Annotated in this window: 25 protein-coding genes; 7 read left to right on the plus strand and 18 right to left on the minus strand. The window is 29.4% G+C overall.

Going from position 1 to position 26,063, the window contains the following annotated elements:
• The first annotated feature begins 24 nt into the window (after positions 1-24).
• Positions 25-831, plus strand: coding sequence for an amino acid ABC transporter substrate-binding protein (locus tag KM800_RS10950; protein WP_217813103.1), 807 nt, complete (start codon positions 25-27; stop codon positions 829-831).
• Positions 832-870: 39 nt separating this feature from the next.
• Positions 871-1,509, plus strand: a complete 639-nt coding sequence (locus KM800_RS10955) for an amino acid ABC transporter permease (protein WP_217813104.1) — start codon at positions 871-873, stop codon at positions 1,507-1,509.
• 284 nt (positions 1,510-1,793) lie between these two features.
• Here KM800_RS10955 and pepT read toward each other — a convergent pair whose 3' ends face one another.
• From pepT to thrC, 4 genes are all read right to left on the minus strand, one after another.
• The gene (gene pepT, locus KM800_RS10960; protein ID WP_217813105.1) at positions 1,794-3,023 is read right to left on the minus strand and encodes a peptidase T; all 1,230 of its coding nucleotides are present in this window, start codon (positions 3,021-3,023) and stop codon (positions 1,794-1,796) included.
• Between the two features lie 30 nt (positions 3,024-3,053).
• Complete coding sequence (gene addA / locus KM800_RS10965) at positions 3,054-6,719, minus strand: helicase-exonuclease AddAB subunit AddA (RefSeq protein ID WP_217813106.1); 3,666 nt, start codon at positions 6,717-6,719, stop codon at positions 3,054-3,056.
• A 19-nt stretch (positions 6,720-6,738) separates the two neighbouring features.
• Positions 6,739-7,800 (minus strand): sensor domain-containing diguanylate cyclase, encoded by a 1,062-nt coding sequence (locus tag KM800_RS10970; protein WP_217813107.1) that lies wholly within the window; start codon positions 7,798-7,800, stop codon positions 6,739-6,741.
• A gap of 294 nt (positions 7,801-8,094) precedes the next feature.
• A complete protein-coding gene (gene thrC / locus KM800_RS10975; RefSeq protein WP_419195470.1) occupies positions 8,095-9,588 on the minus strand; it encodes a threonine synthase in 1,494 nt (497 codons plus the stop codon).
• 169 nt (positions 9,589-9,757) lie between these two features.
• Between thrC and KM800_RS10980 the strand changes: the two genes are divergently transcribed.
• Positions 9,758-10,909 (plus strand): aminotransferase class V-fold PLP-dependent enzyme, encoded by a 1,152-nt coding sequence (locus KM800_RS10980; RefSeq protein ID WP_217813108.1) that lies wholly within the window; start codon positions 9,758-9,760, stop codon positions 10,907-10,909.
• A 38-nt stretch (positions 10,910-10,947) separates the two neighbouring features.
• Here the strand turns inward: KM800_RS10980 and cbiM are convergent, their stop codons facing one another.
• A complete protein-coding gene (gene cbiM, locus KM800_RS10985) occupies positions 10,948-11,913 on the minus strand; it encodes a cobalt transporter CbiM (protein WP_217813109.1) in 966 nt (321 codons plus the stop codon).
• Between the two features lie 267 nt (positions 11,914-12,180).
• Here cbiM and KM800_RS10990 point away from each other — a divergent pair, with 267 nt between their 5' ends.
• Entirely contained in the window at positions 12,181-13,503 is a 1,323-nt protein-coding gene (locus KM800_RS10990; RefSeq protein ID WP_217813110.1) for a hemolysin family protein, read from the plus strand.
• 133 nt (positions 13,504-13,636) lie between these two features.
• Here the strand turns inward: KM800_RS10990 and KM800_RS10995 are convergent, their stop codons facing one another.
• The 6 genes from KM800_RS10995 to modA all read right to left on the minus strand — a co-directional run bounded on the left by KM800_RS10995 (position 13,637) and on the right by modA (position 18,470).
• Positions 13,637-14,206 carry a hypothetical protein gene (locus KM800_RS10995; protein WP_217813111.1) on the minus strand — a complete coding sequence of 190 codons (570 nt, stop codon included), beginning with the start codon at positions 14,204-14,206 and terminating at the stop codon, positions 13,637-13,639.
• Positions 14,207-14,357: 151 nt separating this feature from the next.
• On the minus strand, positions 14,358-14,561 hold the full coding sequence (locus KM800_RS11000) for a cold-shock protein (RefSeq protein ID WP_217813112.1): 204 nt from the start codon (positions 14,559-14,561) through the stop codon (positions 14,358-14,360).
• A gap of 179 nt (positions 14,562-14,740) precedes the next feature.
• Positions 14,741-15,709, minus strand: a complete 969-nt coding sequence (locus tag KM800_RS11005) for a hypothetical protein (protein WP_217813113.1) — start codon at positions 15,707-15,709, stop codon at positions 14,741-14,743.
• A gap of 147 nt (positions 15,710-15,856) precedes the next feature.
• Complete coding sequence (locus KM800_RS11010) at positions 15,857-16,921, minus strand: sulfate/molybdate ABC transporter ATP-binding protein (RefSeq protein WP_217813114.1); 1,065 nt, start codon at positions 16,919-16,921, stop codon at positions 15,857-15,859.
• A 1-nt stretch (position 16,922) separates the two neighbouring features.
• A complete protein-coding gene (gene modB / locus KM800_RS11015) occupies positions 16,923-17,609 on the minus strand; it encodes a molybdate ABC transporter permease subunit (RefSeq protein WP_217813115.1) in 687 nt (228 codons plus the stop codon).
• A gap of 39 nt (positions 17,610-17,648) precedes the next feature.
• Positions 17,649-18,470 (minus strand): molybdate ABC transporter substrate-binding protein, encoded by an 822-nt coding sequence (gene modA, locus KM800_RS11020; RefSeq protein WP_217813116.1) that lies wholly within the window; start codon positions 18,468-18,470, stop codon positions 17,649-17,651.
• Positions 18,471-19,034: 564 nt separating this feature from the next.
• Here modA and KM800_RS11025 point away from each other — a divergent pair.
• Entirely contained in the window at positions 19,035-19,241 is a 207-nt protein-coding gene (locus KM800_RS11025) for a TOBE domain-containing protein (protein WP_217813117.1), read from the plus strand.
• A gap of 76 nt (positions 19,242-19,317) precedes the next feature.
• On the opposite strand, the gene KM800_RS15530 is transcribed toward KM800_RS11025, so the two are convergent.
• The 6 genes from KM800_RS15530 to KM800_RS11060 form a co-directional block, all read right to left on the minus strand.
• Positions 19,318-19,911, minus strand: a complete 594-nt coding sequence (locus tag KM800_RS15530) for a TOBE domain-containing protein (RefSeq protein ID WP_254906540.1) — start codon at positions 19,909-19,911, stop codon at positions 19,318-19,320.
• 79 nt (positions 19,912-19,990) lie between these two features.
• Positions 19,991-20,761, minus strand: coding sequence for a DUF1648 domain-containing protein (locus tag KM800_RS11040; protein WP_217813118.1), 771 nt, complete (start codon positions 20,759-20,761; stop codon positions 19,991-19,993).
• Between the two features lie 20 nt (positions 20,762-20,781).
• The gene (locus tag KM800_RS11045) at positions 20,782-21,216 is read right to left on the minus strand and encodes a hypothetical protein (RefSeq protein WP_217813119.1); all 435 of its coding nucleotides are present in this window, start codon (positions 21,214-21,216) and stop codon (positions 20,782-20,784) included.
• Positions 21,217-21,218: 2 nt separating this feature from the next.
• On the minus strand, positions 21,219-21,758 hold the full coding sequence (locus tag KM800_RS11050; protein WP_217813120.1) for an AAA family ATPase: 540 nt from the start codon (positions 21,756-21,758) through the stop codon (positions 21,219-21,221).
• Positions 21,759-21,769: 11 nt separating this feature from the next.
• On the minus strand, positions 21,770-22,942 hold the full coding sequence (locus tag KM800_RS11055) for a pyridoxal phosphate-dependent aminotransferase (RefSeq protein ID WP_217813121.1): 1,173 nt from the start codon (positions 22,940-22,942) through the stop codon (positions 21,770-21,772).
• A gap of 30 nt (positions 22,943-22,972) precedes the next feature.
• A complete protein-coding gene (locus tag KM800_RS11060; protein WP_217813122.1) occupies positions 22,973-23,842 on the minus strand; it encodes a LysR family transcriptional regulator in 870 nt (289 codons plus the stop codon).
• A 321-nt stretch (positions 23,843-24,163) separates the two neighbouring features.
• On the opposite strand from KM800_RS11060, the gene KM800_RS11065 reads away from it, so the two are divergent.
• Together KM800_RS11065 and KM800_RS11070 are read left to right on the plus strand one after the other, a co-directional pair.
• Complete coding sequence (locus KM800_RS11065) at positions 24,164-24,820, plus strand: ABC transporter ATP-binding protein (protein WP_217813123.1); 657 nt, start codon at positions 24,164-24,166, stop codon at positions 24,818-24,820.
• On the plus strand, positions 24,817-25,584 hold the full coding sequence (locus KM800_RS11070) for an ABC transporter permease (RefSeq protein ID WP_217813124.1): 768 nt from the start codon (positions 24,817-24,819) through the stop codon (positions 25,582-25,584). Before KM800_RS11065 ends, KM800_RS11070 begins: the two co-directional genes overlap by 4 nt.
• Positions 25,585-25,798: 214 nt before the next feature.
• Here KM800_RS11070 and KM800_RS11075 read toward each other — a convergent pair.
• The coding region (locus tag KM800_RS11075) for an undecaprenyl-diphosphate phosphatase (RefSeq protein ID WP_303396676.1) at positions 25,799-26,063 on the minus strand (265 nt) is incomplete at its 5' end.

Consider the following 26,063-nt stretch of genomic DNA (forward strand, 5'->3'; position numbering starts at 1 on the left):
TATTTTATGGGAGGTTACTTTTTTATGAAAAAAAAGATTATACTTTTAACTGCCCTGGTATTTTTGATGGGCACAATATTTACAGGATGTGGACAATCCAAATCCGGAACAGATAATTCATGGAATGAAATAAAACAAAAAGGTCAATTTGTAGTAGGTTTGGATGACAGTTTTCCACCTATGGGATTCAGAAATGACAGCGGCCAAATAATTGGATTCGATATAGATATGGCTAAAGAAGCCGCAAAGAGAATGGGAGTCAAAGTTGTATTTAAACCAGTTCAATGGGATGGTATTATATTGAGTTTAAAGAACAAGGATATAGATCTTATATGGAATGGGCTTACAATTACAGACAAGAGAAAGCAGCAGATTGACTTCTCAAATGTATATCTTCAAAACAAACAGATAATAGTAACAGCAAAAGATTCACCTATTAAAAGTAAAAAAGATTTGGCTTTAAAAGTAATTGGACTTCAACTTGGCAGCAGTAGTGAAACCGCACTTAATTCAGATGCTTCTACCAAAAATTCATTAAAAGATATAAAAAAATATTCAAATAATACAGAAGCCCTGCTTGATCTTAAAAATGGTCGTGTATCAGCTGTAATAGTAGATGAAGTTGTAGGAAGATACTATATTTCCAAAAAACCTGGTATATACAAAGTATTAAATGACAATTTTGGAAAAGAAGACTATGGTGTAGGTATAAGAAAAACAGATACAAGTTTCAAGAATAAATTAAATGAGACTTTAAATTCAATGAAAAAAGATGGAACTGAAGATAAAATATCTAAAAAATGGTTTGGAGAAGATATAATTCCCCATTAGTTAAAAATATATTAGAACTCAAGTTAGGAGTTGATTCATTTGCCTGATATTATGGATATTACAGGATTTATACTAAAGGGAAGTATAATATCCATAAAATTATTTTTAATCGTAATAGTTTTTTCAATACCTTTAGGTATGATATGTGCACTAGGTAAAATGTCAAAAATAAAAATATTGAGATCAGTGCTTGGATTTTATACCTGGGCATTTAGGGGAACTCCTCTTCTACTTCAATTATTTTTTATATATTTTGGACTACCTGTCCTTAATATAAAATTGGATCCTCTGGTAGCAGCCTGTATAGCGTTTATTATAAATTATACGGCATACCTTACTGAACTTTTTAGATCGGGTATTAATTCTGTAGATATAGGACAATATGAAGCTGCAAAAGCTCTTGGAATGAATTATCCTCAGATAATGAAGAGAATTATAATTCCTCAAGCTGTCCCTGTTATACTTCCTTCGCTTTGCAACGAAAGTATAAATTTAATAAAAGATACTTCCTTGGTGGCTTCCATAGGTATTGGTGATCTTTTAAGAGCAGCAAAAGAAATTGTAACAAGTGACTTTACAGTCTACCCCTTTATAATAGCTGGAGTAATGTATTTAATAATAAGTTCCATATTAGTTTTTATATTTAAACGACTGGAAGCCAGATTTTCTATGGTGTGACATCTACTAAAGATAAATTCTATTATTTATTACTGATAGAATCTATCTTTTCTTTTTTATTATTCTTATGACTCGACTCATCAAAACATTCTTCAAGACATTCCTCTATTACTTCTTTGGTTATTATAAAATCATTTTCCATTTGCTATTCCTCCTTGTAATAATTGAGATAATTATTTTGACCATATTTAATATAAATATGCATTTTCATAAACAATTATTCTCTGAATTCAAAATTATTATATTTATATATATATTCATCAAGGAAGCAAATGTGAACGTTTTTAGCTACATTTTGATACTAATTTTACTATGTTTATTATAACTTCAACTGCCCTTTCCATAGCAAATACAGGAATATACTCATATCTTCCATGAAAATTATGTCCTCCTGTAAATATGTTTGGTGTTGGAAGTCCCATAAATGAAAGTCTTGCTCCGTCTGTTCCACCTCTTATTGGAACAATTTCAGGCTCAACAGATGACTGCTTTATTGCTTCATATGCAATATCTACTATATGCTTAACAGGTTCTATCTTTTCCTTCATATTTCTATACTGGTCTTTTACAGCAATACTTACAACTCCACTACCATACTTTTTATTAAGTAGTTTCATATTATCCAGCATGAATTTTTTTCTTTTTTCAAAATTATCTTTGTCAAAATCTCTAATTATATAATAAAGTTCAGTTTCCTCTACCCCACCATTTATAGAAACAAGATGATAAAATCCTTCATATCCCTCTGTTGCTTCAGGTACCTCATTCTTGGGAAGCATTCCAATAAGCTCTGCAGCTATAAACATGGAATTTATCATTTTATCCTTTGCATATCCTGGATGAACATTTCTTCCTTTAATTTTAACTTTAGCTGAGGCTGCATTAAAATTTTCAAATTCAAGCTCCCCGATTTGTCCTCCATCTATTGTATATGCAAATTCAGCATTGAATTTTTTTACATCAAAATAATCGGGGCCTTTTCCAACTTCTTCATCAGGTGTAAAACCTATTTTAATATCCCCATGTTTTATTTCAGGATGATTTACAAGGTATTCTACAGCCGTCATTATTTCAGCTACTCCAGCTTTATCATCAGCTCCAAGAAGTGTATTTCCATCTGTAGTTATAAGTGTTTCTCCCATATAATTCTTTATTTCCGGAAAATTCTTTGTGCTAAGAACTATATTTTTATCTTTATTCAAAACAATATCTGATCCATCATAATTTCTAACTATATTTGGTTTAACATTTTCGCCTGAAATTTCAGGACTTGTATCCATATGGGATATGAATCCAACTGCAGACACTTTTTTATCAATATTTCCAGCTAAAAACGCCATAACATATCCATGTTCATCCAAATTGGCATTTTGAACACCCATTTGCTTTAATTCTTGTACAAGTTTTTTCCCTAAATTCAGCTGCTTTTTAGTTGTTGGAACAGTATCTGATTCCTCGCTGGACCTGGTATCAACAACAACATATCTTAAAAATTTATCTGTTACACTTTCCATGAGATTTCCTCCCCAAATTAAAAATATGTACTATACTTGAATAATATCATCTTTGTGAAATGAATAAATATATCTTTCTTTCACATTTATACCAGTCATATTTTCAAGTGCTTTCGAGTAATAGTAAATCTGAATTTTATATTTGTCTATGAGTTCTTCAGTTCTTTCAACATAATCGGTTTTGTAATCTATAAGCACCAATCCATCATCTTCTTCAAAATAGCAATCTATTATTCCCTGGATGAGTATCTTCTCATCTTTGTATATATCCTTTGGCAAATCTTTATATATATCAGAACTGCTTTCCTGTATATAAAATGGTACTTCCCTGTATACCTTCTTTGAACTTCTCATTCTAATTCCAAGATTCGAATTAAAGAATTTCAATATTTTATAAGATGAAATAGCCTTTTTTTCATCATCTGTAATAAATTGTCCAAGTACAAGATTTTCTATTTGAGTATCTATACTTGATTTGGAATCTGTATTATTTATATCAATATGCTGCATTGCAAGATGCATCAAAGTACCTCTTTGGGCTCCTGACAATTCTGTGTTTTCTTTAATGAAATTAGGCTTTTTAAGATTTACATCCTCAACCAGCTGTGAACTATCTTCCATATCAATCAATGCAAATCTTCTCTTTAATTCAGATACGGAAAATTTAGCAGGTATCTTTGATGCCTCTTCATATTTATATTTCCAATTTAGCCTTCTATTTATTTCTTGAAAATATTCACTTTCATCTTTATTCAGCAATATATTTTTGATATGTTCTATTATATCTATTTCATTATCTACTTGAGAGTTTTTTGAGAAATCTTCCCTTGAATAGATATTGATTTTCCAGTTTGAAATATGTTCTACAGGCGAAAATTTATAATTTTCATATTTCGCTCCTTCTCTTATGATTTTTCCATCCTTATGCCTTGCAACTGCCATACCTATCCATTCTAAATAATTTTTTGCATTTTCCAAAGCATACTCAGGAACTTTATTTCCCTCTACAAGAGAATCGTCACACCATTTTTCAAATGTATCTTCTACGTTATTTATCATTCCAGTTATAATTAATTTTTCCTTTGCCCTTGTAAATGCTACGTATAATATTCTCATTTCTTCAGACAGAGTCCCATTTTTAAGTTTAGTTCTAAGTATATGTTTTATAATAGTAGGATAGTGTATCCGTCTTTCGATGTCTACATACTCAGGACCAAGTCCCAATTCTTCATTAAAAATTACAGGATTGTTGGCATCCATAAAATTAAAATTTTTACCTGCTCCTGCAAGTATTACTACTGGAAACTCAAGTCCTTTACTCTTATGTATGCTCATTATCCTAACTACATTTTCATTTTCACCTAATATTTTTGCACTTCCCATATCTCCACTACTGTTTCTCAACTTATTTATAAAGTTTATAAAGTTAAACAGTCCTTTATAACTGCTCTTTTCGTATTGTTCTGCTTTTTCAAAAAGCATTCTCAAATTTGCCTGTCTCTGAGCTCCTCCAGTCATAGCACCTACAAATCCATAATAGCCAGTATCACTATACAAATACCACAAAAATTCGTCTATAGGCATATATACTATTTTTTTTCTCCATTTATCCATACGATCCAAAAATCCACCGATTTTTTCTTGTAAATCTTCTGTTACATATTCCTCATTACAGCAAATATTCAATGCTTCATAAAAAGTTACCTCTTTATCTACAATCCTTATGTCAATCAATTCTTCCGGGGAAAAAGATGCTATTGGTGAACGCAGTACAGATATAAGAGGTATATCTTGTATAGGATTATCTATTATTTGCAGCAAACTCATAATAGTCTTTATTTCTATAGTTTCAAAATAACCTGTAGATGTATCTGCAAAAACCGGTATATTGGCATTGTTCAATTCCTCCATAATAGTTGGAGCCCAATTCTTAGTAGCTCTCATCAATATTACTATGTCTTTATACATTAAATTTCTATATGATTTTATATCTTTATCATAAACTTTAAAATATCGCTTATCTTCAGGATTTACAATGTCTTTTATTTTTTTTGCTATTAATCTTGCTTCTACTTGAATATTACTTAGATCTTCCTGTTCATCTTCACTCTTTACTTTATCTATTAGATTAACTTCTATAGCATCTCCGCTAAAAGTAATATCAGTTGTATCCGGATAGTTTGCTGCACTTTCAAGTTGTTCTCCTGATATATAATCAAGTTCTCCTATTTTTTTACACATTATCTGACTGAACAAATAATTTACTCCGTCTATTATTTCATGTCTGCTCCTGAAATTTTTAAATAATTTTATTTTTCTATTCTTAGAATTCTCTTCTTCAGAATATTTGCTATATTTTTCAAGAAACAATTCTGGTTTTGCCTGTCTGAATCTATATATGCTCTGCTTTACATCTCCTACCATAAACAGATTTGAAGTTTCATCATCTCTATTTATCATATTTATTATTACTTCTTGAACTCCATTGCTATCTTGATATTCATCTACAAGTATTTCTGCAAAATATTTTCTATAATAAGAAGCCGTATCTGAAGGAATTACATTTCCATTTTCATCTTCACACGTTAGTATATTTAAACAAAAATGTTCTATATCACTAAAATCAAGTATATTTCTTTCTCTTTTTTTATCAGAATATTTATTAGCAAAGTCTATTACAAGATCAGTAAGACATTTCATAACAGGGTACATATCTTTTATACTGCTGTCTACATTATCTCCATAGTCTAATATATTTTCCATTATATGTTTTAACTTTTTCTTTGCATTATCTCTCGTCTTAGTTACTTTTATCTTGATATCTTCATTATAGCTTTCTCTTTTTAATTTGGGAAGCCTTTGAAATTTAAGTTCTTGAATATAATTATCAATCTCATTCCAGGATTTTAACTTTAACAAATAGTCAAATTCACTGACTTCATTTTTAAAAATAAGCTCATACCCTTCAAGTCCATGATTTTCAAGTATCAACTCAAGTGCTCTTTTAAGTCTATCTCTAAGACTTTTTATTTCAACTTTTAGATCTGATATTATTATTTCTGACCAAAGGGATGTTGCAAATTCAAAATCATCAGATAAATTAAATTGCTCTGATGCCTTATCAAGCCATTTTTCAGGCCATGGAACGCTTTGAACGAATTCATAGAGTGATATTACAATATCCTGAACTTTAGTATCATTTTTGTCACCATAAGAATCTATCAGATTTAAAAAACTACTGTCATTTGAATCATATTTTTCTTCAAATAGTTCAAATACAGAATCTCTTTTTAAGAGTATACTCTCTTCATTGTCTGAAACTCTAAAATTGGGATCCAAATCTACCAATTGAAAATTATTCTTGATTATTTTGAGACAAAAAGAGTGCATGGTCATTATATTGGATTGATTTAAGAGCGTTAGTTGTCTTTGAAGTCTTCTCGATTCAAAATTATCTTCCAATAATTTTTGAAGTGCATCTCCAATTCTCTCTTTCATTTCAGCTGCAGCTGCATTTGTATATGTAACTACAAGTAATTTATCTATGTCAATATCCAAATCCGGATCTGTTATCTTACGAATTATTCTCTCTACAAGAACTGCGGTTTTTCCTGCACCAGCTCCTGCAGCCACCAATACATTGGATTTTTCTGTAAATATAGCTTTTCTTTGTTCATCTGTCCAATTTGCAACCATAGTTATCACCTAATTCTTTTTAATAAATTACATTATCTTTTCCGGAATCCTTTGCTCTATATAAATTCATATCCGCTTTTCTTATCAACTCTTCTACATTTTTATTGCCATCCCTGCACATACTTATACCTATGGAAACGGTTATATATGACTTGATATTTCTATAATCGATTGGTGAAGTTTTTATCTTGTCTTTTATTTTACACATTCTTGTGTAAACGTCATATATGGACTTTATATTGTACATATACACTATAATTTCTTCTCCACCATATCTTGATACAATATCTTCTTTTCTCAAATTATTTTTAATTATATTGCTTACCTGTCTTAAAACCCTGTCACCATATTGATGTCCATAAGTATCATTGCATTTTTTAAAATCATCTATATCTATCATAACAATGGCAAATCCAGAACCACAATCTTTTATTTTCTCATATATAACTGTAAAAAAATAACTTCTATTAAAAAGCCCGGTTAGAAAATCTCTTTGTGAATTTTCTTTTATCTTGTTATAAAGTCTGTTATTTTCTATACACATAGCAATTTGATTGCTTATTGCAGTTAAAAGCTTTATATGTTCATCACTTAAATATTTATATATTTTATGTTCAACTACAATGACACCTAGAAGATCTTCCTTTAAATATATTGGCATAAGTATGGCAGAATGTATGGATATATTATCATTTCCCTCATATATATTATCTGGTGAATTTATCAAGGAAGTACTTAATTTATTTATACTTCCATCATTGAATGCATATATACTGTTATGATGAAGGATGTTTTTTAGATTTGATACTTTTAATTTCAACTTTCTATTTTCAATTAAATATACACTTGAATATGTTACTCCTAAAATTCCAATCATTATGTCATTAATGGTAGATGCTATTTCGCCATTTCTAAGATATTTATTTATATATTGACTTATCTCTACTATTAAAGATAGCATATCTAATTTTTTATCTTGTGTAATAATTTTTTTATTCTGCTGCTGCATAGTATATTCAGCCATTTTTTGATAGCCTTCATATTCTTTTTTTAATCTATTATACTGTTCCAATAATGACATTAATTTCTCCCCTAATAAAAAGAACTACTTCACATTTAAATTTATAAATATAGAATACCATAAGTATATTATATTTTCTACAATCATATGGTAAAAATATACAATAAAGTATTGTAAACTAAAGTCAAAACCTATTATTTAACTCCTCTGAAAAATCGTTTAACTCACCTGAAAGTTTATTTATTGTATCCATATTTTCATTAATTGTTACAAATATCTTTTCTATAAAATCAACAACTTTATTTGTGAGATTAAGTAAATTCACCTCTAAAAATAGATAGAGGTGAATAAGATTTACTTATTTAAAAGAAACTGCAAAATTTGATCCTTCATTTCATTTTTTTCACAGGTAGTTTTGTGTATCACATTATTTTTCTTTAATTGCTCTACACCCTTTGGAATTTTTAAACCTGATATTTTACTCATTATATCTACAAGTTCCATATCATTATATTTAGTATATTTACTGTCAAGTGCACTCATAACAGATTTTGTAAACTTGAATGGACTAGCTGTTGAAACTATAATGGTCTTAGTATTATCTCCAGTAGAATCAACATATTTCTTATATACAGCATGTGCTACTGCAGTATGGGTATCCATCAGATAATTATAATTTTCAAAATTATAATTTATTGCATCCAAAGTCTCCTGTTCACTTGCAAATCCCCCATAAAATGAATTTAACTCCTTCTTCATATCTTCTGTAATCGTATATTTCCCATCTTCATTCAAGTTGTTCATAAGTTTATTTACCAAATCAGAATTTCTTGAACTTATATCATATATTAGTCTTTCAAGATTACTTGATACAAGTATATCCATAGAAGGTGATATAGTTACGATAAAATCTCTCATTTTATCATATGTACCGGTACTTAAGAAATCAAATAAAACTTTGTTGTCATTAGATGCACATATGAGTTTCTTTATTGGCAATCCCATTTTTTTTGCATAATATGCAGCTAATATATTTCCAAAGTTTCCTGTTGGAACATCAAAATTTATCTCTTCTCCAAGTTTTATTTCACCTGTTCTAACAAGTTCCATATAACCATAGAAATAATATACTATTTGTGGTACAAGTCTTCCTATATTTATAGAATTTGCAGATGAAAATACATAGCCCTTTTTATCTAATTCACTTTTTAAATCTACATCGTTGAAAATTTTCTTTACTTCGCTTTGTGCATCATCAAAATTTCCGTCTATTCCAATAACCTTTGTATTTGCCCCAGTCTGTGTTGTCATTTGTCTTCTCTGTATTTCACTTACACCGTCTTTTGGGAAAAATACTACTATTTTTGTTCCTTCTACATCTGCAAAACCTTCAAGAGCTGCCTTACCAGTATCCCCAGAAGTAGCTGTAAGTATTACTATATCCTTTTTCAAATTTTGCTTTTTAGCAGAAACTTTCATAAGTTGAGGCAGCAGACATAATGCCATATCTTTAAATGCAAGAGTAGGACCATGGTATAGTTCTAGATAAAATGCCTTTTTGGTCTTTTTAAGTGGAACTATATCTTCAGAATCAAATTTATTATCATATGCCAAATCCAAGCATCTATCAAGTTCTTCTTTTCGTATATCTGTAAAAAATTTACCTATAATAAAAGAAGCCAGCTTCTTATAGCTCATATCTTTACAATCTTCCAATTTATCACCTATAAAAGGTATAGTATCAGGTACAAAAAGACCTCCATCTTTAGCTATACCATTTAATATCGCACAAGATGCAGGTAAATTTTCCTTTATCCCTCTTGTACTGTTGTAACAAATTTTTTCCACGTATATCACTCCTTATAGAATATTAGAATCCTTGTTTTATCTAAGTATATAATAACATAGGAATATAGAACTTGAAAATAAAATTTAATACTTCTAGTATATAATTAAAAATAGTAGTAAACTAGGTTTCATAGAAATTTTTTAGATTTTATTATTAGAGGTGAAAAATTTGGCAATATACTTAGATAATGCAGCAACATCATATCCCAAACCAGATATAGTTATGGATAAAATGTACTATTTCATGAAAAATATAGGTGCCACTGCAGGTAGAGGAGCTTATAAATCTGAAATAGAATCCGATAGATTAGTATATAATTGTAGGAATAATCTATGCAAGCTTTTTAATTTTGATAAACCTTCAAATGTTGTATTTACATATAATATTACGGAAGCATTGAATTTAGCTATAAATGGTATTTTAGAAGATGGCGATCATGTAATTACAAGTAGTTTAGAGCATAATTCCGTTACAAGGCCCTTGAACATTCTTGAAAAAACAAAAAACATACAAATATCCAAAGTTCCATGCAATGCATATGGACTTACAAATCCGAATGATATAGAGAACCTAATAGAACAAAATACAAAATTGATAATATTTACTCATGCTTCAAATGTAATTGGCACCATTCAACCTATAAAACAAATCGGTGAAATAGCAAGAAAACACAATATATTGTTTTTAGTAGACAGTGCCCAAACCGCAGGATCCTATCCTATAGACGTAAAAGAATACAATATAGATCTTTTGGCTTTTACAGGACATAAAAGTCTTCTTGGTCCTACTGGAACTGGAGGACTCATAATAAACTGTAATTCAGACATAAAAACGTTAAAAGCTGGGGGCACTGGAGTTGACTCAAAGTATCCCTATCAACCAGAATATCTTCCAAATAAATTTGAGTCTGGGACACTAAATGTAGTTGGAATAGTCGGTCTTTCAGAAGGTGTAAATTATATAAATAATATAAGTATATCTTCAATAAGGGAAAAAGAGCATATTTTAACAGAGTATGCATTGAAAACACTTAAAGAAATTCCAAACATAATAATATACGGTCCAAAATCTGCTGATAAAATAGTAGGTGTAATTTCATTTAATATTAAAGGCATTCCATGCGATGAAGTAGGCTTTCAGCTTGATAAAACATACAATATAATGGTAAGAGTTGGATTTCATTGTGCTCCTACGGCCCACAGGATTATTGGTACTTATAATACAGGATGTGTGAGAATAGGAATAGGATATTTTAACACAAAAAGCGATATAGATATTCTAGCCGAATCCCTTACTGAATTGTCAAAAACTCCAATATAAAAAACAATAGACAGATGTTTCAGCCTATTGTTTTACTATTAATTTGATTCTTTCCTTCCAGATGAAATCAATTTAAAAATTATAAGTATAATAGCAACTCCCGCTACAGCCGATATAATATATCCTATTATATCATTTGTTCCTGATATGGAATAATCAGAGGCTATAGAATTGAATTTAAATCCATTTTGAAAAGCGGATGGAACATAACCTACAAGATGTTTTATCTGATTCATATCCCATTCTCCCCATGCAGTTCCTGCTGCCAATAATCCTATAGGACATAATATTATAAGTAATATCAATAGTCCATATAATGGTTTTTTACTTGTATAGTCATGTTTATAAACTATTTCAGGTGATACTTTTTTAACATATGCAAGTACTGCAGCAGTAACACCTCCCTCGATAAGTCCTATTAAAAGATGAGGTAAAATCATAGCAGGTATGGCTATTTTCAATCCATAAGGGCAATATAGTGCAGCCCCACTTGCATCTTTAAATAATAAAGGCTGTATTCCAAATTCTATGGAAGCACAAAAAGCCGCCGCAACTATTCCTGCATATGATCCAATAAAAGCTGCTATGTATTCTCCCTTTTCACTTTTAGCTTTTGATTTTATTATTCTGTAAATGGTATACCCTACTATAGGCATTATAAACGCCATATTAAATGTATTGGCTCCAAATGCAAGTATACCTCCATCTCCAAAAAATAGTGCCTGTATGAGGAGGGCAACTGTAACGGAAATAACAGCAGCATAAGGTCCCAGCAAAATAGCTGCCAATGTTGCTCCTACTGCATGGCCAGTAGTACCTCCAGGTATAGGAATATTGAACATCATTATTAAAAATGAAAAAGCCGCACAGACTCCAAGTATAGGAAGCTTTTTCCTACTAACTTCTTGTTTTACTTTTTTAGAAGCTCTCATCCATACCGGAATCATGATTGCACCCATGACTGCACAAGTAGATGGACTTAAATAATTATCTGGAATATGCATATAAAATCCCCCCTTATATTATGTACTAGCAATACTTGTGCCACTTTAGAAAGGTCAGTTTATTCTAGCATTTAAACTTCTTAATATCAAAATGATACTATTTAGTATCATTTTGATATTATTTATAACTTAAATCTCACATTGAAACCTTTAAAATTTTAAATTAATATAATAAAATTATAGCTTTATTAACTTAACAGAATTGAATATGTGCTATAATATGTTATAATATATTCAATTTCTATATTAACAAGGGGGAATTTTTGTATGGACAGTGGTCCGAGTAGCGTTTTATTTGATGTTTTTTTTATCTTTATATTAATCTTATTAAACGCTTTTTTTTCAGCAGCAGAAATTGCAATAGTATCTGTAAATAAATCCAAAATAAAAATCATGGCGGATAAAGGTAATAAAAAAGCTCAATTGCTGCTTGATCTCATGAAGGAACCGAATAGATTTTTAGCAACTATTCAGGACGTAATAACTCTGGCAGGATTTCTCGCCAGTGCACTTTCAGCTACATGGCTTTCAGCGCCTTTAGCTAAATTACTTGAAAAATTCAATATGCCTTCAAGTAATGAAATATCAATAATACTTGGAACATTAATATTATCTTATTTTACATTGGTCTTTGGTGAACTTTTTCCAAAAAAATTGGCTTTGCAAAATTCTGAAAAAGTAGCATTATTTGTAGTAAAACCGCTTTTATGGACATCAAAAGTAACTTTTCCTTTTGATAAAATACTAACTTTATCAGTAAATATGCTGGGTAAAATAACCAAGACCAATATTACAGGTAAAAAGGATAATATTTCTATAGAGGAAATACAACTTATGATAGATGCTGGAGAAGAAACAGGTATAATAAATGAGACGGAAAAAGAAATGATAAATGGAGTATTCAAGTTTGATGATACTCTTGCCAAAAATATAATGACTCCAAAAGTCAATGTATTTGTTATCAATGTAGATACACCTATAGAAGAGATTTTAAGTGAAGTTGCTAAACAGCAATATTCAAGAATACCTGTATATGAGGATTCAATAGACAATATAATCGGCATACTGTATATGAAAGATTTATTTATATCATTTCATGGTGGAACTTTAAATAATAAATCAGTAAGGGATCTCATAAGGTCTGCTTATTTTGTTCCCGAGACTAAAAATATAGATGAGTTATTTGAGGAAATGCAGATTACAAACAATCATATGTCAATTTTGATAGATGAATATGGCAATTTTACAGGTATTGTAACTATAGATGATTTAATAGAAGAGGTAATGGGAAACATTCCAGATGAACATGATAAATGTGATGATGATTCAGATCCAATAAAGAGAATAAACTCCAACACATATATAGTTGATGGTCTCGTACCAATAGACGATATAAATGAAGAATTAAATATAAATCTTCCTTATGATACATTTGATACAATAGGTGGTTTTGTAATAGACCTCTTGGGTCATATTCCAAAACACAATGAGTACAAGACTCTTAAATATGGCAATATAACTTTTAAAATAGAAAGTGTTAAAGAGAAACGAATAGATAAATTGGAAATATTGTTGGATTCTAAGGAGTAATTGTCTTAATTGTGCAAAAACTGATATAGCCATAAAAAACTATATCAGTTTTTTATAAATAATTTAAATAAACATCAATAAAACTTTTATACAGAAATCATATAGAGTATAGAAAAACTATAAATAGACTTTATTAATAAGTGCTAACATGAAATGTATTATTTTTCTTAATTTCAGCATGGGAAGTCATTTCTTTTACAATATCAAGATATTTTTGTGATACATTGGGACATGCTTCTAATATACTGTCAATTATAAAATCTACATTTGTATCATCAACTTTTTTCAATATAATGTCTTCAGATTTATTTTCATTTTCATCGTCATCTTCTTCAGTGTTTGTATTGAATACAAACTCCTCACTTGTTAGCGAATCATATATCTTATTTGCCACATCAGATTGCATAACGTATGGAGTTTTTATGAATTCTCTTGAAAAATACAATATGCCTTGTATAGCTATGAACTCTCCATATACATATTCTTTTTCAGTTGGCTTTGAGTTGTCACCTTCATCACAAGCATATTTAATATGCTCAACATGTTTTACATCAACTATATAATTCTTATCTTTTCTACCAAGTACACATCTAATATCTAAATCCATCAATCTGTCTTTTACATGTTCAGAAAAGTTCTCTCCTAATTCTGAAATAAACATTTTTACTGATATTGTCTTCTTCATTCTATAATTTTTTCTCACTATAACAGACTCCTTTACATAATTAGTTTGTTTTAAATTCTAGTTTTTAAATAAGAGTTGAATGCAGTTTTATATAAAAAACCACCTTGTAAAAAGGTGGTAAAACATTTAATGTTTATATGAATGCTAAATTCAATAATATCAAAACTTATTAAAGTTTAACAACATTAGCAGCTTGAAGTCCTTTTGGTCCTTCTTCTACATCAAATTGAACTTTTTGGCCTTCTTCTAGATTTTTTCTTGATTCATCGCTCTGTATAGCAGTGAAATGTACGAAAACATCATCTTCGCCTTCAACTTCTATGAATCCAAAGCCTTTCTCTGAATTAAACCATTTTACTGTACCTATTTTCATTTATTATCCTCCTAAAGATAAAACACTTAAAATTGATATATTTATTTGTATATCGGTGTTTCTAATTATACTAGTATAACACAAAAAGATAAAATTAACAAACCTAATTGCCATTTAACTCATTTTGTTACCTTATATTATATATTATACAATAAATTGAATACAGAAGTAAAGTTTTTTTAATCATTACAATCTGAACATTCGCTGCAGGATGAGCACGGTGATTTGAGATTAAAATTCAAATTGCTTACATTAAAGTTGAATTCATCAATATTCAATTCGCTCTGAAATTTATGCATCATTCCATTACTGAAAATAACCTTATTATCTTGAAATTCTATATTTAAAGGTATAACTTCCATTGTATTTTCATTAACTATACTTTTCCTAAGCAGTGGCCTGTACATCTCTTTTTCTCCACTTGTCCTATTAACTGCCTCTATCCTATCTGTACAAGTTATAAGTGATTTTACTTTACCGCATTCTGAAAATTTCAAAGAATTTGAATCCCCATGTATACCTATGACCTGAGTATTATATGCTTTTATAACACCTATTTCAGTATTTGCATCTACAGGGTTGCCCGGTTCAAAAGATTTAAGCTTTCCATCTGGATAAAATGATACACCTATACGGGCTACGACCTGTCCTAAAGGTGACTTTATTTTTATTTTATCTTTACGCCAAAATGTAATACTATTTACAACACCATTTTTATAAAAATGAACAGCAACAACCTTTCTCTTTAAATCACCTATTGAAAGACTTATTTCTATTTCTTTTGAAAGTTTATATTCATCTTCTTCAGTCCAATAAGCAGTTATTTTTCCATTCAATGGAAAAATTCTTTTTATATTTCCATCTTCATAAAACGTAATAAATTCTGCCTGAATTAATCCTATAGGAGACTTTATTTCAGTGGGATTTTGAAGATATATGCTTTTCAAACCACCATTATCATAAAAAGAAAGTGAACCTATATGCTTGCTTCTTAGTCCATCTTCCTTGTATTGTGGAGTTAAAATGCCATAAACTGTTTTCAATTCATTTATGTCATTTAATGTACATTCTTTCACAACACCCTTCTCATAAAATTCAACTCGTGATATTCCTTTTAATTTTCCATACTTGGTATCTATATCATTCATAGTATTTCTCCCCGATTACATATTTTACATTACTATAGCATAAAGTTCAGAAAATTTCATTAGTTTATTTGCAATTTAATATATATTTGTATAAAAAATATATTCTTATTTAAAAAAACAAGAATATATTTAATAATATATTAAATTTTATTTGATCATAAAAACCTTTTGTTGATTGATATATATATTCCAGGGTTGTTTAATATTCTTGATTTTATACCAAAATTCTTTGTTCACTTCCCATTGTATACATTTCAACTTTTCAGGTGATTTTTTTTCTAATATATATAGATTAATCATAACTGTAAATGGGCTTTCACTTATAGAATCAAGAATACAGCTAAAAGTATTTTCCCCATATTCATCATCTGTATATTCAATATAATGTGCTCTTAACCCTATATATTTTGGATATCCCTGTATCTTGTCTTTAACTTTAAGAGTACATCCCCAATCCATCGCTTCTACTGTGTTTTCATCTATTATTTTAATTTTTGATATATTTTTGCATCCTGTAAGTTTAGCACAAGACAGAGTAGGCGGATTGGAAAAAATTTCTTCCCTTTCTCCATATGCATCAACAACTCCATTATCAATTACTACAATATTTTTACAAATACGATATATTTCATCTCTATTATGGGATACAAAGACTGCACTTCCACTGTAAGTTGACAATATACCTACAATTTCTTTCTCCATTTTACTTCTCAAATGGCTGTCTAAAGCTGAAAATGGTTCATCTAATAGTAATATTTCAGGATTAATTGCAAGGGCTCTTGCAATTGCAACTCTTTGCTGTTGTCCTCCTGAAAGTTGGCTTGGAAATCTTTCTGACAGACCCGTAAGATTCATCATATTTATTTTTTCTCTAATTATTTCGCTCTTTTCACTTTTGGAAATATTATTCAGTGCAAAACCTATATTCTGACTTACAGTCATATTTGGAAATAGTGCATAATTTTGAAATAAAAATCCTATCTTTCTTTTTTTAATTGGTATATTTATATTTTTTTCTGAATCATATAGTATTTTTTCATTTAACACTATCTTTCCTCTACTTGGTGTTTCAAGACCGGCAATACATTTTAAAGTCATGCTTTTTCCTGAACCTGAAGCTCCAAGTAAACCTAGGACACCATCTTTAGATTCAAATTTGACTTTTAAATTAAATTCTGGAAACTTTTTTTCAACGTCAACATAAAGTCCCATACTACTTTCTCCTAACTCCATACATATTCTTCTGCTGATGTTCATTCCAATAATTCATAAAAAAAATTACTATAGTTGAAATCAAAACAATCAGCATGACCCATATAAATGCTGTTCCCATTTCCCCATTCTCAGCTGCAAAATAAATAGCTACAGGAATCGTTTGAGTCTTGTTCGGTATATTTCCTGCTACCATGAGAGTAGCTCCAAACTCTCCAAGAGCTCTTGCAAATGATAGAACTGCAGCTGCTGCAATTCCTGGCCATGCCATTGGAATCATAACTCTCCAAAATATTTTCCAGTCAGACACTCCAAGAGTCCTGGCAGCATTTACTACATTATTGTCTATCTGTTCAAAAGCTCCTTTGGTTGTTCTATACATAAGAGGAAAAGCAACAATAGTAGCTGCTACAACTGTAGCAGGCCATGAAAAGATCAAAGTAGTACCCAATTTTAAAAGTAATTTTCCTGCAGGACCGTTTTTCCCAAATATAAGAAGTAGAAAGAATCCGACTACTGTTGGTGGAAGTACGAGTGGTAGTGTAAATATGGTATCCAAAATATTTCTAAATTTTCCATTATAATTTGTCATCCAGTAAGCAACTGCAATTCCAATAAAAAATGTTATTATTGTAGCTAATGATACAGTTTTTATAGAAATCAATCCTGGTGAAATATCAAATCCCATAATTGCATCTCCCCCTATTACATCAATCTGTTATTCTAGCTAAGCTCCAAATTTGAACCCATATTTTTCGAATATTTTTTTTGCATCATTTCCTGACAAATATTTGAGAAAATTTTTAGCTTCATTTGAATTTTTAGTTGCCTTCACTACAGCTGCAGGATATACAACAGCTTTATGGGAATCTTCAGGTGCAGTAGCCACAATCTTAACCTTGTTTGATACAAGTGCATCCGTCTTATACACAATCCCGGCATCAGCATTTCCAGTTTCAACCCATGTTAGAACTTCCTTTACATCTTTTGCATATACAACTTTTGACTGTACTTTATCTGTTAATTTCATGCTTGTAAATATTTCCTGAGCATATTGTCCTGCCGGTACACTTTTAGGTTCTCCAAGTGCAAGTTTTTTAACATCAGTTCCTGTCAAATCATTAAAAGTTTTAACATTGCTTGAATCTTTGGGAACTACGAGTACTACATCATTTTTCAACAAGTTTTTAATAGTATCATTTACAAGTAAATTTTCCTTTTTCAGTGCATCCATCTGCTTTGTTGCAGCAGAAATAAATAAATCTGCCGGAGCACCCTGTTCAATTTGCTTTTGAAGTGTTCCTGAACCTCCAAAATTATAATTAATGGTTACATTAGGATATTGTTTTGTGTACAGCTGTTTTATTTCATTCATGGAATCCTTTAAACTAGCTGCTGCAGATACAGTCAAAGTTACAGGTTTAGCCTGCTCTTTTGTACTGTTGGAATCATTGGTTTCAGATTTCTGTACAGTATTTCCACATCCAACTGATACAATGGTAATAAATACAAATAAAATTAGAGATAAAAATTTTTTAGATCTTTTCATTAATAGCCCTCCCAAAGTTTTTTTAAATTTATATAAAATTTATTGTGAAAACGTTATAACAGCATACAAAACTTAATTACTGCCAAACTTAATGTAACATGATAAAACGTATAATATACTTATTATACACTTAAGTTTTACAATTCTATGTTATACATTATATATTCTATAAAATAAACAATCAAGTGTTTTTTATTAATTTTATAATTTTAGAGGTATATTATTATACAATTGTCAAATATATAGTATCAATTAGTAAATTGCTTAATGGCGATATTGTTTTTAAGAAATATATGCATGATTTCAATATAAAAATAATTTTTTAAATACATATAACATTACAAAATAATTTTTTTATATGCTTTTTATTAATATTTAAACAGATTTATACTATTATATAAGCTTATTTATATATCAATACATAATATAGCGATATATAAATAAATGATATTACACATAATATCATTTTAACTAAAATTTGATTTTCAATGAATTTTTTGTATAATAATATTACGTAAAGTAAATTATAATAATATAAATTTTAACATACAGGAGGAAGCAATTATGAAAATAAGTGCAAGAAATCAATTAAAAGGTAAGGTAGTTGAAATTAAGGAAGGTTCTGTTAATGGAGAAGTTGTAATAGATTTAGGAGACGGAAAAAAAGTATGTTCTATTATAACATTGGATGCAATAAAGAGCCTTGGTCTTAAGGTAGGATCAGAAGCTACCGCAGTAATCAAAGCATCAAATGTAATGGTAATGGCTTAATTTTAATATTGTTTAAAATATTAAATAGCTGAATATCTTTTGAATAAGATATTCAGCTATTTTTTAATTCATAAAATCAGGCAAGTCCCTGAGGTGTCATGAGCATAACATCTGTTGACTTAATTACGACTTTAACTGTTGAGCCAACTTTAAGTCCAAGTTGGCTTATAGATGCAGATGTTATAACAGATGATGCAATATTTCTGCAACCTATATCTACAGTTACCCTTCCAACTACGTCTCCTTCATTCAATTCAACTATTCTGCCTCCGAACTGATTTCTAGCACTTAACATAGTATCACATTCTTCACATGATTTACTGTTTGAAGATTTATCGGACATTATCATCACAGAAGTTGACTTTATAATAGCTACAACTTGTGATCCAACTCTTAAACCAAGCTGCCTTATGGATGCATTTGTAATTACAGATGAAATTACATTACCACACCCTGTATCTACAATTACCTGTCCTACCACATCTCCATTATTTATGGAAACAACTCTGCCTCTAAACTGATTTCTAGCACTTAATACAGGAGATTGCCCTTGGGGCTGTGCCTGTTGAGGTACCGTTTGTGGTTGTCCTTGTGGATATCCATATCTAAAAGGATAACAACCAGTTGGATATGGATAAAAACAGTATTTCATATTATTTTTATTAATCATATACATCCTCCATAAATATATGTTTACAGAATTATTCTATACAATAAATAAAAATTAGTTACAGCTATTAAATTACAAATCATTTACCTGCACGTCTAGCTAGAGCAGTTATAATCACAATTAGTATTATTAAGCCTATATATATTGCCATTCCAGCAGGTTTTCCAGCATTTATTGCCCAACCTATTCCAAACTTTTTCTCAACAAATAAAGATGGATCATCTGGATTATAGTAAATAATATTGCCAAACTTCCAATATTTTCGATCATCTCTATGTGTTTTAGAGATTTTGTTTCCCTTAGTTTCAGCTTCAAACTTTATATTGGAGCCTCCCTGTCCTAATTTTACAGAAAGGAGAATAACACTTAAAAGTGTTATCAGCAAAAATATACCGATTACAATGGAAGAAAACTTTTCACTTATATTAAATACATTTAATATCTGTATAGTTCCCATGGTAAGTACAAGATTAATTAAAGAACAGAAAACTATCATGTATATGGACCAGGTTCTTGTAAATATATTATTTCTTTGCAGATCAAATTTTGAATTTGAGTAACTTGTATTATTTTTGGGACGTCCTATAGCCTTATATATCAAAAAAAATACAACAGTAATAACTATTTGTGCCAATGGCATCTCCCATATTAAAATCATGGACTTCGGTTGAAATCCCGTTATGTTTCCTGAGAAATCCCAATGTGTAGCAACTCTATTTGGTAGTGAATTATAATATACATATCCTAAAACTATATTTATAATAATTATAAATATAGGAATTATGAAAAGCCACGGAGATACCCGCCCATTTACATATTGTTCTTTGATTTTTGAATCATTATTTTTCATAAATTTCACCTACCTTAAAATTATGATGTAAGTCCTGCAGACAATATAAATATCATCAAAATTGGAATGCTGTCACATAATATCCACAGTATTATATGAAGCAGTAATGTAAGTTTCCTGCATCTATTGTATATATATATAATTATATTGTATATAAAAAATAAATTTGTAATTATAAACAACAAGAGTACTGGAACAGGATTTCCAATTCCACTTACGACTATTAAATGTAATATTAAGATCAGCACCAGAATCGTTGCCAGAAACGAAACTATCTTTAATCCATCTCTATTCTTCATACATTTAAATATTTTAAATCCATCATATATACACATAATAACAGGTATAATTGTAATATAAGATAGCTTTTCTATAAAGAAATAAGATGCAATTACCAGTGCAGAAAAGCAGACCAATTTTAAACTAAAATTTAAATTTTTATTTTCCAATATCATATTTAAAATTCTCCTATAATAGTTTTTATACATCTAAAAACTTCATCTATGCTTCTATTACTGTCCACTATATAGTCACATCTCACTATTTTAAATTTATCCCTATCATGTTCTATTCTATTTTCTATTTCGAAATCCAATATGTTGTTAATTTTATATCCATATTTTCTAAGATACATTCTGTTTTTTCTGGTTTTTTCATCACATTTTAAAAATATACAAATACAATTTAATTTATTCTGCTTTAACTCCCTTGAACCTCTTGCATCCAGTACACAAACAGATTTTTCTCCTGATTCATACTGTTCTCTTAATGTCCAATAGTAATTGCCATTAAAAAAAGTCTCTGCAACCATATTTCCACTTTTTTTGTCTTCATTATATTTGTCTATATCTACAAATATATGTCCTTCTTCATTTTCAAATCTCATAGGTCGTGTAGTATAGCTTTCTATATAATTGTATCCTTTTTTTTCAAGTAATTCCGCAATAGTAGTTTTTCCACTTCCACTTTCACCTGAAATACATATTATTTTACTCATAACACAGCACTCTATTCTGTATAAAATTTAGCCTTATCCTTAAGTGTTTTCAATCTATCAATGGCTTTAATAAGGGTTTCATCCTTCTTAGCAAAATGAAGTCTTATAAGATAATTTATATCTTCCTTAAAAAAGCTTGAACCTGGTACAGCTCCAACTCCAACTTCTTTCGCAAGCCATTCACAAAATTTCAAATCATTTTTTACATTAAATTCAGATACATCTACTATAACATAATAAGCTCCATTGGGTTTATAATATTTTAATCCCGCTTCATCCAATCCTTTAAGAAATAGAGTTCTTTTTTTAGTATAAAGATTTTTTAATTCAATATAATATTGATTTGGTAATTTAAGCCCTGCTACTGCTGCTTCCTGAAGTGGAGCGGCTGCACCTACAGTTAGAAAATCATGGACTTTTCTTACATTATCTATTATTCTTTCATTAGCTATGACATAACCCAATCTCCATCCTGTTATAGAATATGTCTTTGATAGAGAACTACAGCTTATAGTTCTGTCAAACATACCTGGAAGAGAAGCAAAATAAATATGTTTATAAGGATCCATTACAATATGTTCATATACTTCATCGGTTATAACGAATGTATCATATTTTTCGGCTAATTCTGCAATATATTTTAATTCTTCAAGTGTAAAAACTTTTCCTGTAGGATTTGATGGATTGCACAATACAAGCGCTTTAGGATTCTGCTTAAAAGCATTCTCAAGTTCTTCCCTGTCAAAAGAAAATTCAGGTGGCTTAAGAGCTACATAAATAGGCTCAGCTCCACTTAGTATGGCATCTGCTGCATAATTTTCGTAAAAAGGAGAAAATACTATTACTTTATCACCTGGATTACACACTGTCATAACTGCTGCCATCATTGCTTCTGTACTTCCACAAGTAACTGCTATTTGAGTTTCAGGATCAATATTTATCCCCATAAATTTAGACTGTTTTTCGGCCAAAGCTTCTCTAAAATTAGGTGCTCCCCATGTAATTGCATATTGATGAGGGCCCTTGTCAGCCGCAATTTTAAGAGCATCTCTTATCTCTTTTGGTGGATCAAAATCTGGAAAACCCTGAGATAAATTAACCGCTCCATATTTATTTGATATTCTTGTCATTCTTCTTATAACTGAATCAGTAAAATTATTCATTTTTCTACTTAAATCAGGCAATAAAAACACATCCTTTCAAAATATTCAATATTATATTGTAGAAAACACCTCTAAAAAATTTTTAGCTACAGAAGACATATATCTTTCCTTTACACATATTGCCGCTATACTTGTTTCCAAACTTGGTTCTTTAATCAGAGTATAGTCAAGATTATATATTTGCATAATATCTATGGCTGATTTGGGAACTATCGCAATTCCAATGCCGGATTCCGCCCATAAGAGAGTAGTTCTTGCATCATCGTCCTTGCAAATTATATTTGGAACAAATCCGTATTTTTGACAAGCTTCTATTATAATTTTTTCAAATCTTCTGTATACAATAATTGGTTTATCAATCAACTCATTTAATTCTATCGGTATATTTCTATCAAAACTTTTCATATCATCTCTAAATACTGCTATCATTGGCTCTTTAGGTCTAAATACAGCATTCAATCCATCTTCGTTAAAAGGAGTCCTAACTATACCAATTTCTATAACTCCACTATTTAATATTTCCATTATTCTATAAGTATTGCTTTCTCTTACTTCAAAATTTACATTTGGATACTTGCAGTGAAAGTTTTCTATTATTTTAGGAAAAAGAGTGGCCCCTGAAGAAGACACAGTACCAATTGACAACGTTCCCCTGATTCCTTCATTAAAATCTTTTAGTTCTTTAACGGTAGAATTCACCAGTTCAAGTATTTGTTCAGCCCTATTTTTAAGTATTTTCCCTGCATCTGTTAAATGAATTTTTCTATTTCCCCTATCCATAAGTTTTATTCCCAATTCTTCTTCAAGCAGTTTTAGGTGATAACTTAAAGGGGGTTGTGCTATATTCAGCTTTTTAGCCGCCCTTGTTATTTTTCCCTCTTCTGCTATAGTAAGAAAGTATTTAAGCTGCTTAATATCCATATATTTCACCTCATCAAGTTTATGCAAACATATGTAATTTTTATATATCATTAACATAGGTTTAATATATTTAATATATTTAATATATTTAATATATAAATATCCTCGCTATAATAATACTTGAAATACAAAATTTATTCAATATAGAGTATTTGTATTTTGTCACTAATGTTATTAAAATTTCTATTAACAACCAGTGAATGGCAGTGGACTATAATATAATAAATTATATCCTTTTCTAAATGGGTTTTTCAATTTAATCTAATTTTAATATTAATTGTATATTATAATAAATATACCTATACTTAAGGAGATTTTTCTATGTCTTTATTGGAATTCAAAAATGTATCATATATCAGCAATAATAAATCTATATTAAAAGATATCTCTGTAGGAATTGACTGCGGTGATTTCATATCTGTAGTGGGACCTTCAGGTAGTGGAAAAAGTACACTTTTTAGATTATGCTGTCAACTTATAAGTCCTTCTAATGGAAATATATTTTATAAAGAAATACCTTATACTGAATTTGATCCTATAGAATTGAGGAGACAAGTAGCCTATTGCTTTCAAATTCCTTCTCTTTTTGAAAGCACTGTTATGGACAATCTAAAATTTCCATTTTCTATAAGAAATAAAAGAGTAGATTCAACAATAATTAAAAAACTATTGGAAGATTTCAAAATGGATTCTGAATATTTACCCAGAAGCATAAATAATCTTTCAGGTGGAGAAAGCCAAAGAATTTCATTAATCAGAACTCTGATTTTTCCTCCAAAAATTCTCTTGTTAGATGAAGTTACATCAGCACTTGATGAAAAAAATACTTTTATTGTAGAAAATATAATAAAATCTTTAAATGAAGAAGGTATTACTATTTTATGGATAACCCATAATTCGGAACAAAGCAAAAGATATGCAAACAAGATTTTATCAATTGAAAATGGAAAATTGAAATCTTTGGAGGTTATAAAATGAACGGAACTGCAGATATTGGCATTTATTCTATTATTTTTTCTTTAATCCTTGTTTTAATTTCTCTTGCTTTCTCCTATTGGCAGAAATTGGGTCTCGAAAAGGATATACTTATAAGCATGGCAAGGGCTTTAGTACAGTTAATTATAGTAGGATATATATTAAATTATATATTTGGATTGAAAAATGTATTCTTTACTACATTTTTATTAATATTCATGATATTAAATGCCTCATATAATGCAGCTAAAAGAGGTGGTAAAATCAAAAATGTTTTTGTTATATCCTTTTTATCAATAACCTTGGGAACATTAGTTACTTTAATCATTCTCATATTTTCAGGAATAATAAAATATGAGCCATATCAAATAATACCTATTGGAGGAATGATAATAAGTAATTCTATGATCAGCTTAGGATTAACTTTTAAACAAATAAAACTAAACTTCAAAGATAAAAGAGATGAAATTGAAACAAAACTCGCCCTTGGAGCAACCATTTATCAGTCATGTTCAAATATAGTAAAAGATTCTATTAAAGTTGGTATGGTTCCTACTATTGATTCAGCCAAAACCCTTGGAGTAGTAGCACTTCCAGGTATGATGACTGGACTTATTTTAGCAGGTACTTCACCTGTTAGCGCTGTAAAATATCAGATAATAGTTACTTTTATGATGCTTTCTGCTACTTCTATAACTTCCTTTACAGCTGGTTATTTAAGTTATAAAAAGTTTTTCAATGATAGAAAACAACTAATTAACAAATAACAATTTTATTTAAAATTTTTCGTTATAGTTATTATAATTAAATCCAAAATCTTTTATTGTAGTATTACATTGTTGAGACTTATATTCTTTATAGGTCTCTTTTATCAAATTTGGAGAAGTAACATATACGTTTATCTTCCCCCTTTTTGACGTATGCTTTTTAAGAAATATTAGAGTACAAATCTACAGGTAAAAAGATTACTTTCAATAGTATTCATCTTGTAACATTTATAATATTTGCATATACTAATATCAATACTAGTACTCCTATAAATATTCTATATATAGCGAAAACCTTCATAGGCTTTCGCTTTAAAAAACTTATAAATTTGTCAACGACAACTAATGCAACTATAAATGAAACTACAAATCCTACTACCAGTGCTATTATCTCTGGAGAAGTCATACTTATTTTTGATTTGAAAATTGCCTTTTCCAATGAATATCCTGTTGCTGCTATCATAGTTGGAATTGCAAGG

This window comes from Clostridium tyrobutyricum (assembly GCF_019144085.1).
Classification (GTDB): Bacteria; Bacillota; Clostridia; order Clostridiales; family Clostridiaceae; genus Clostridium_B; species Clostridium_B tyrobutyricum_A.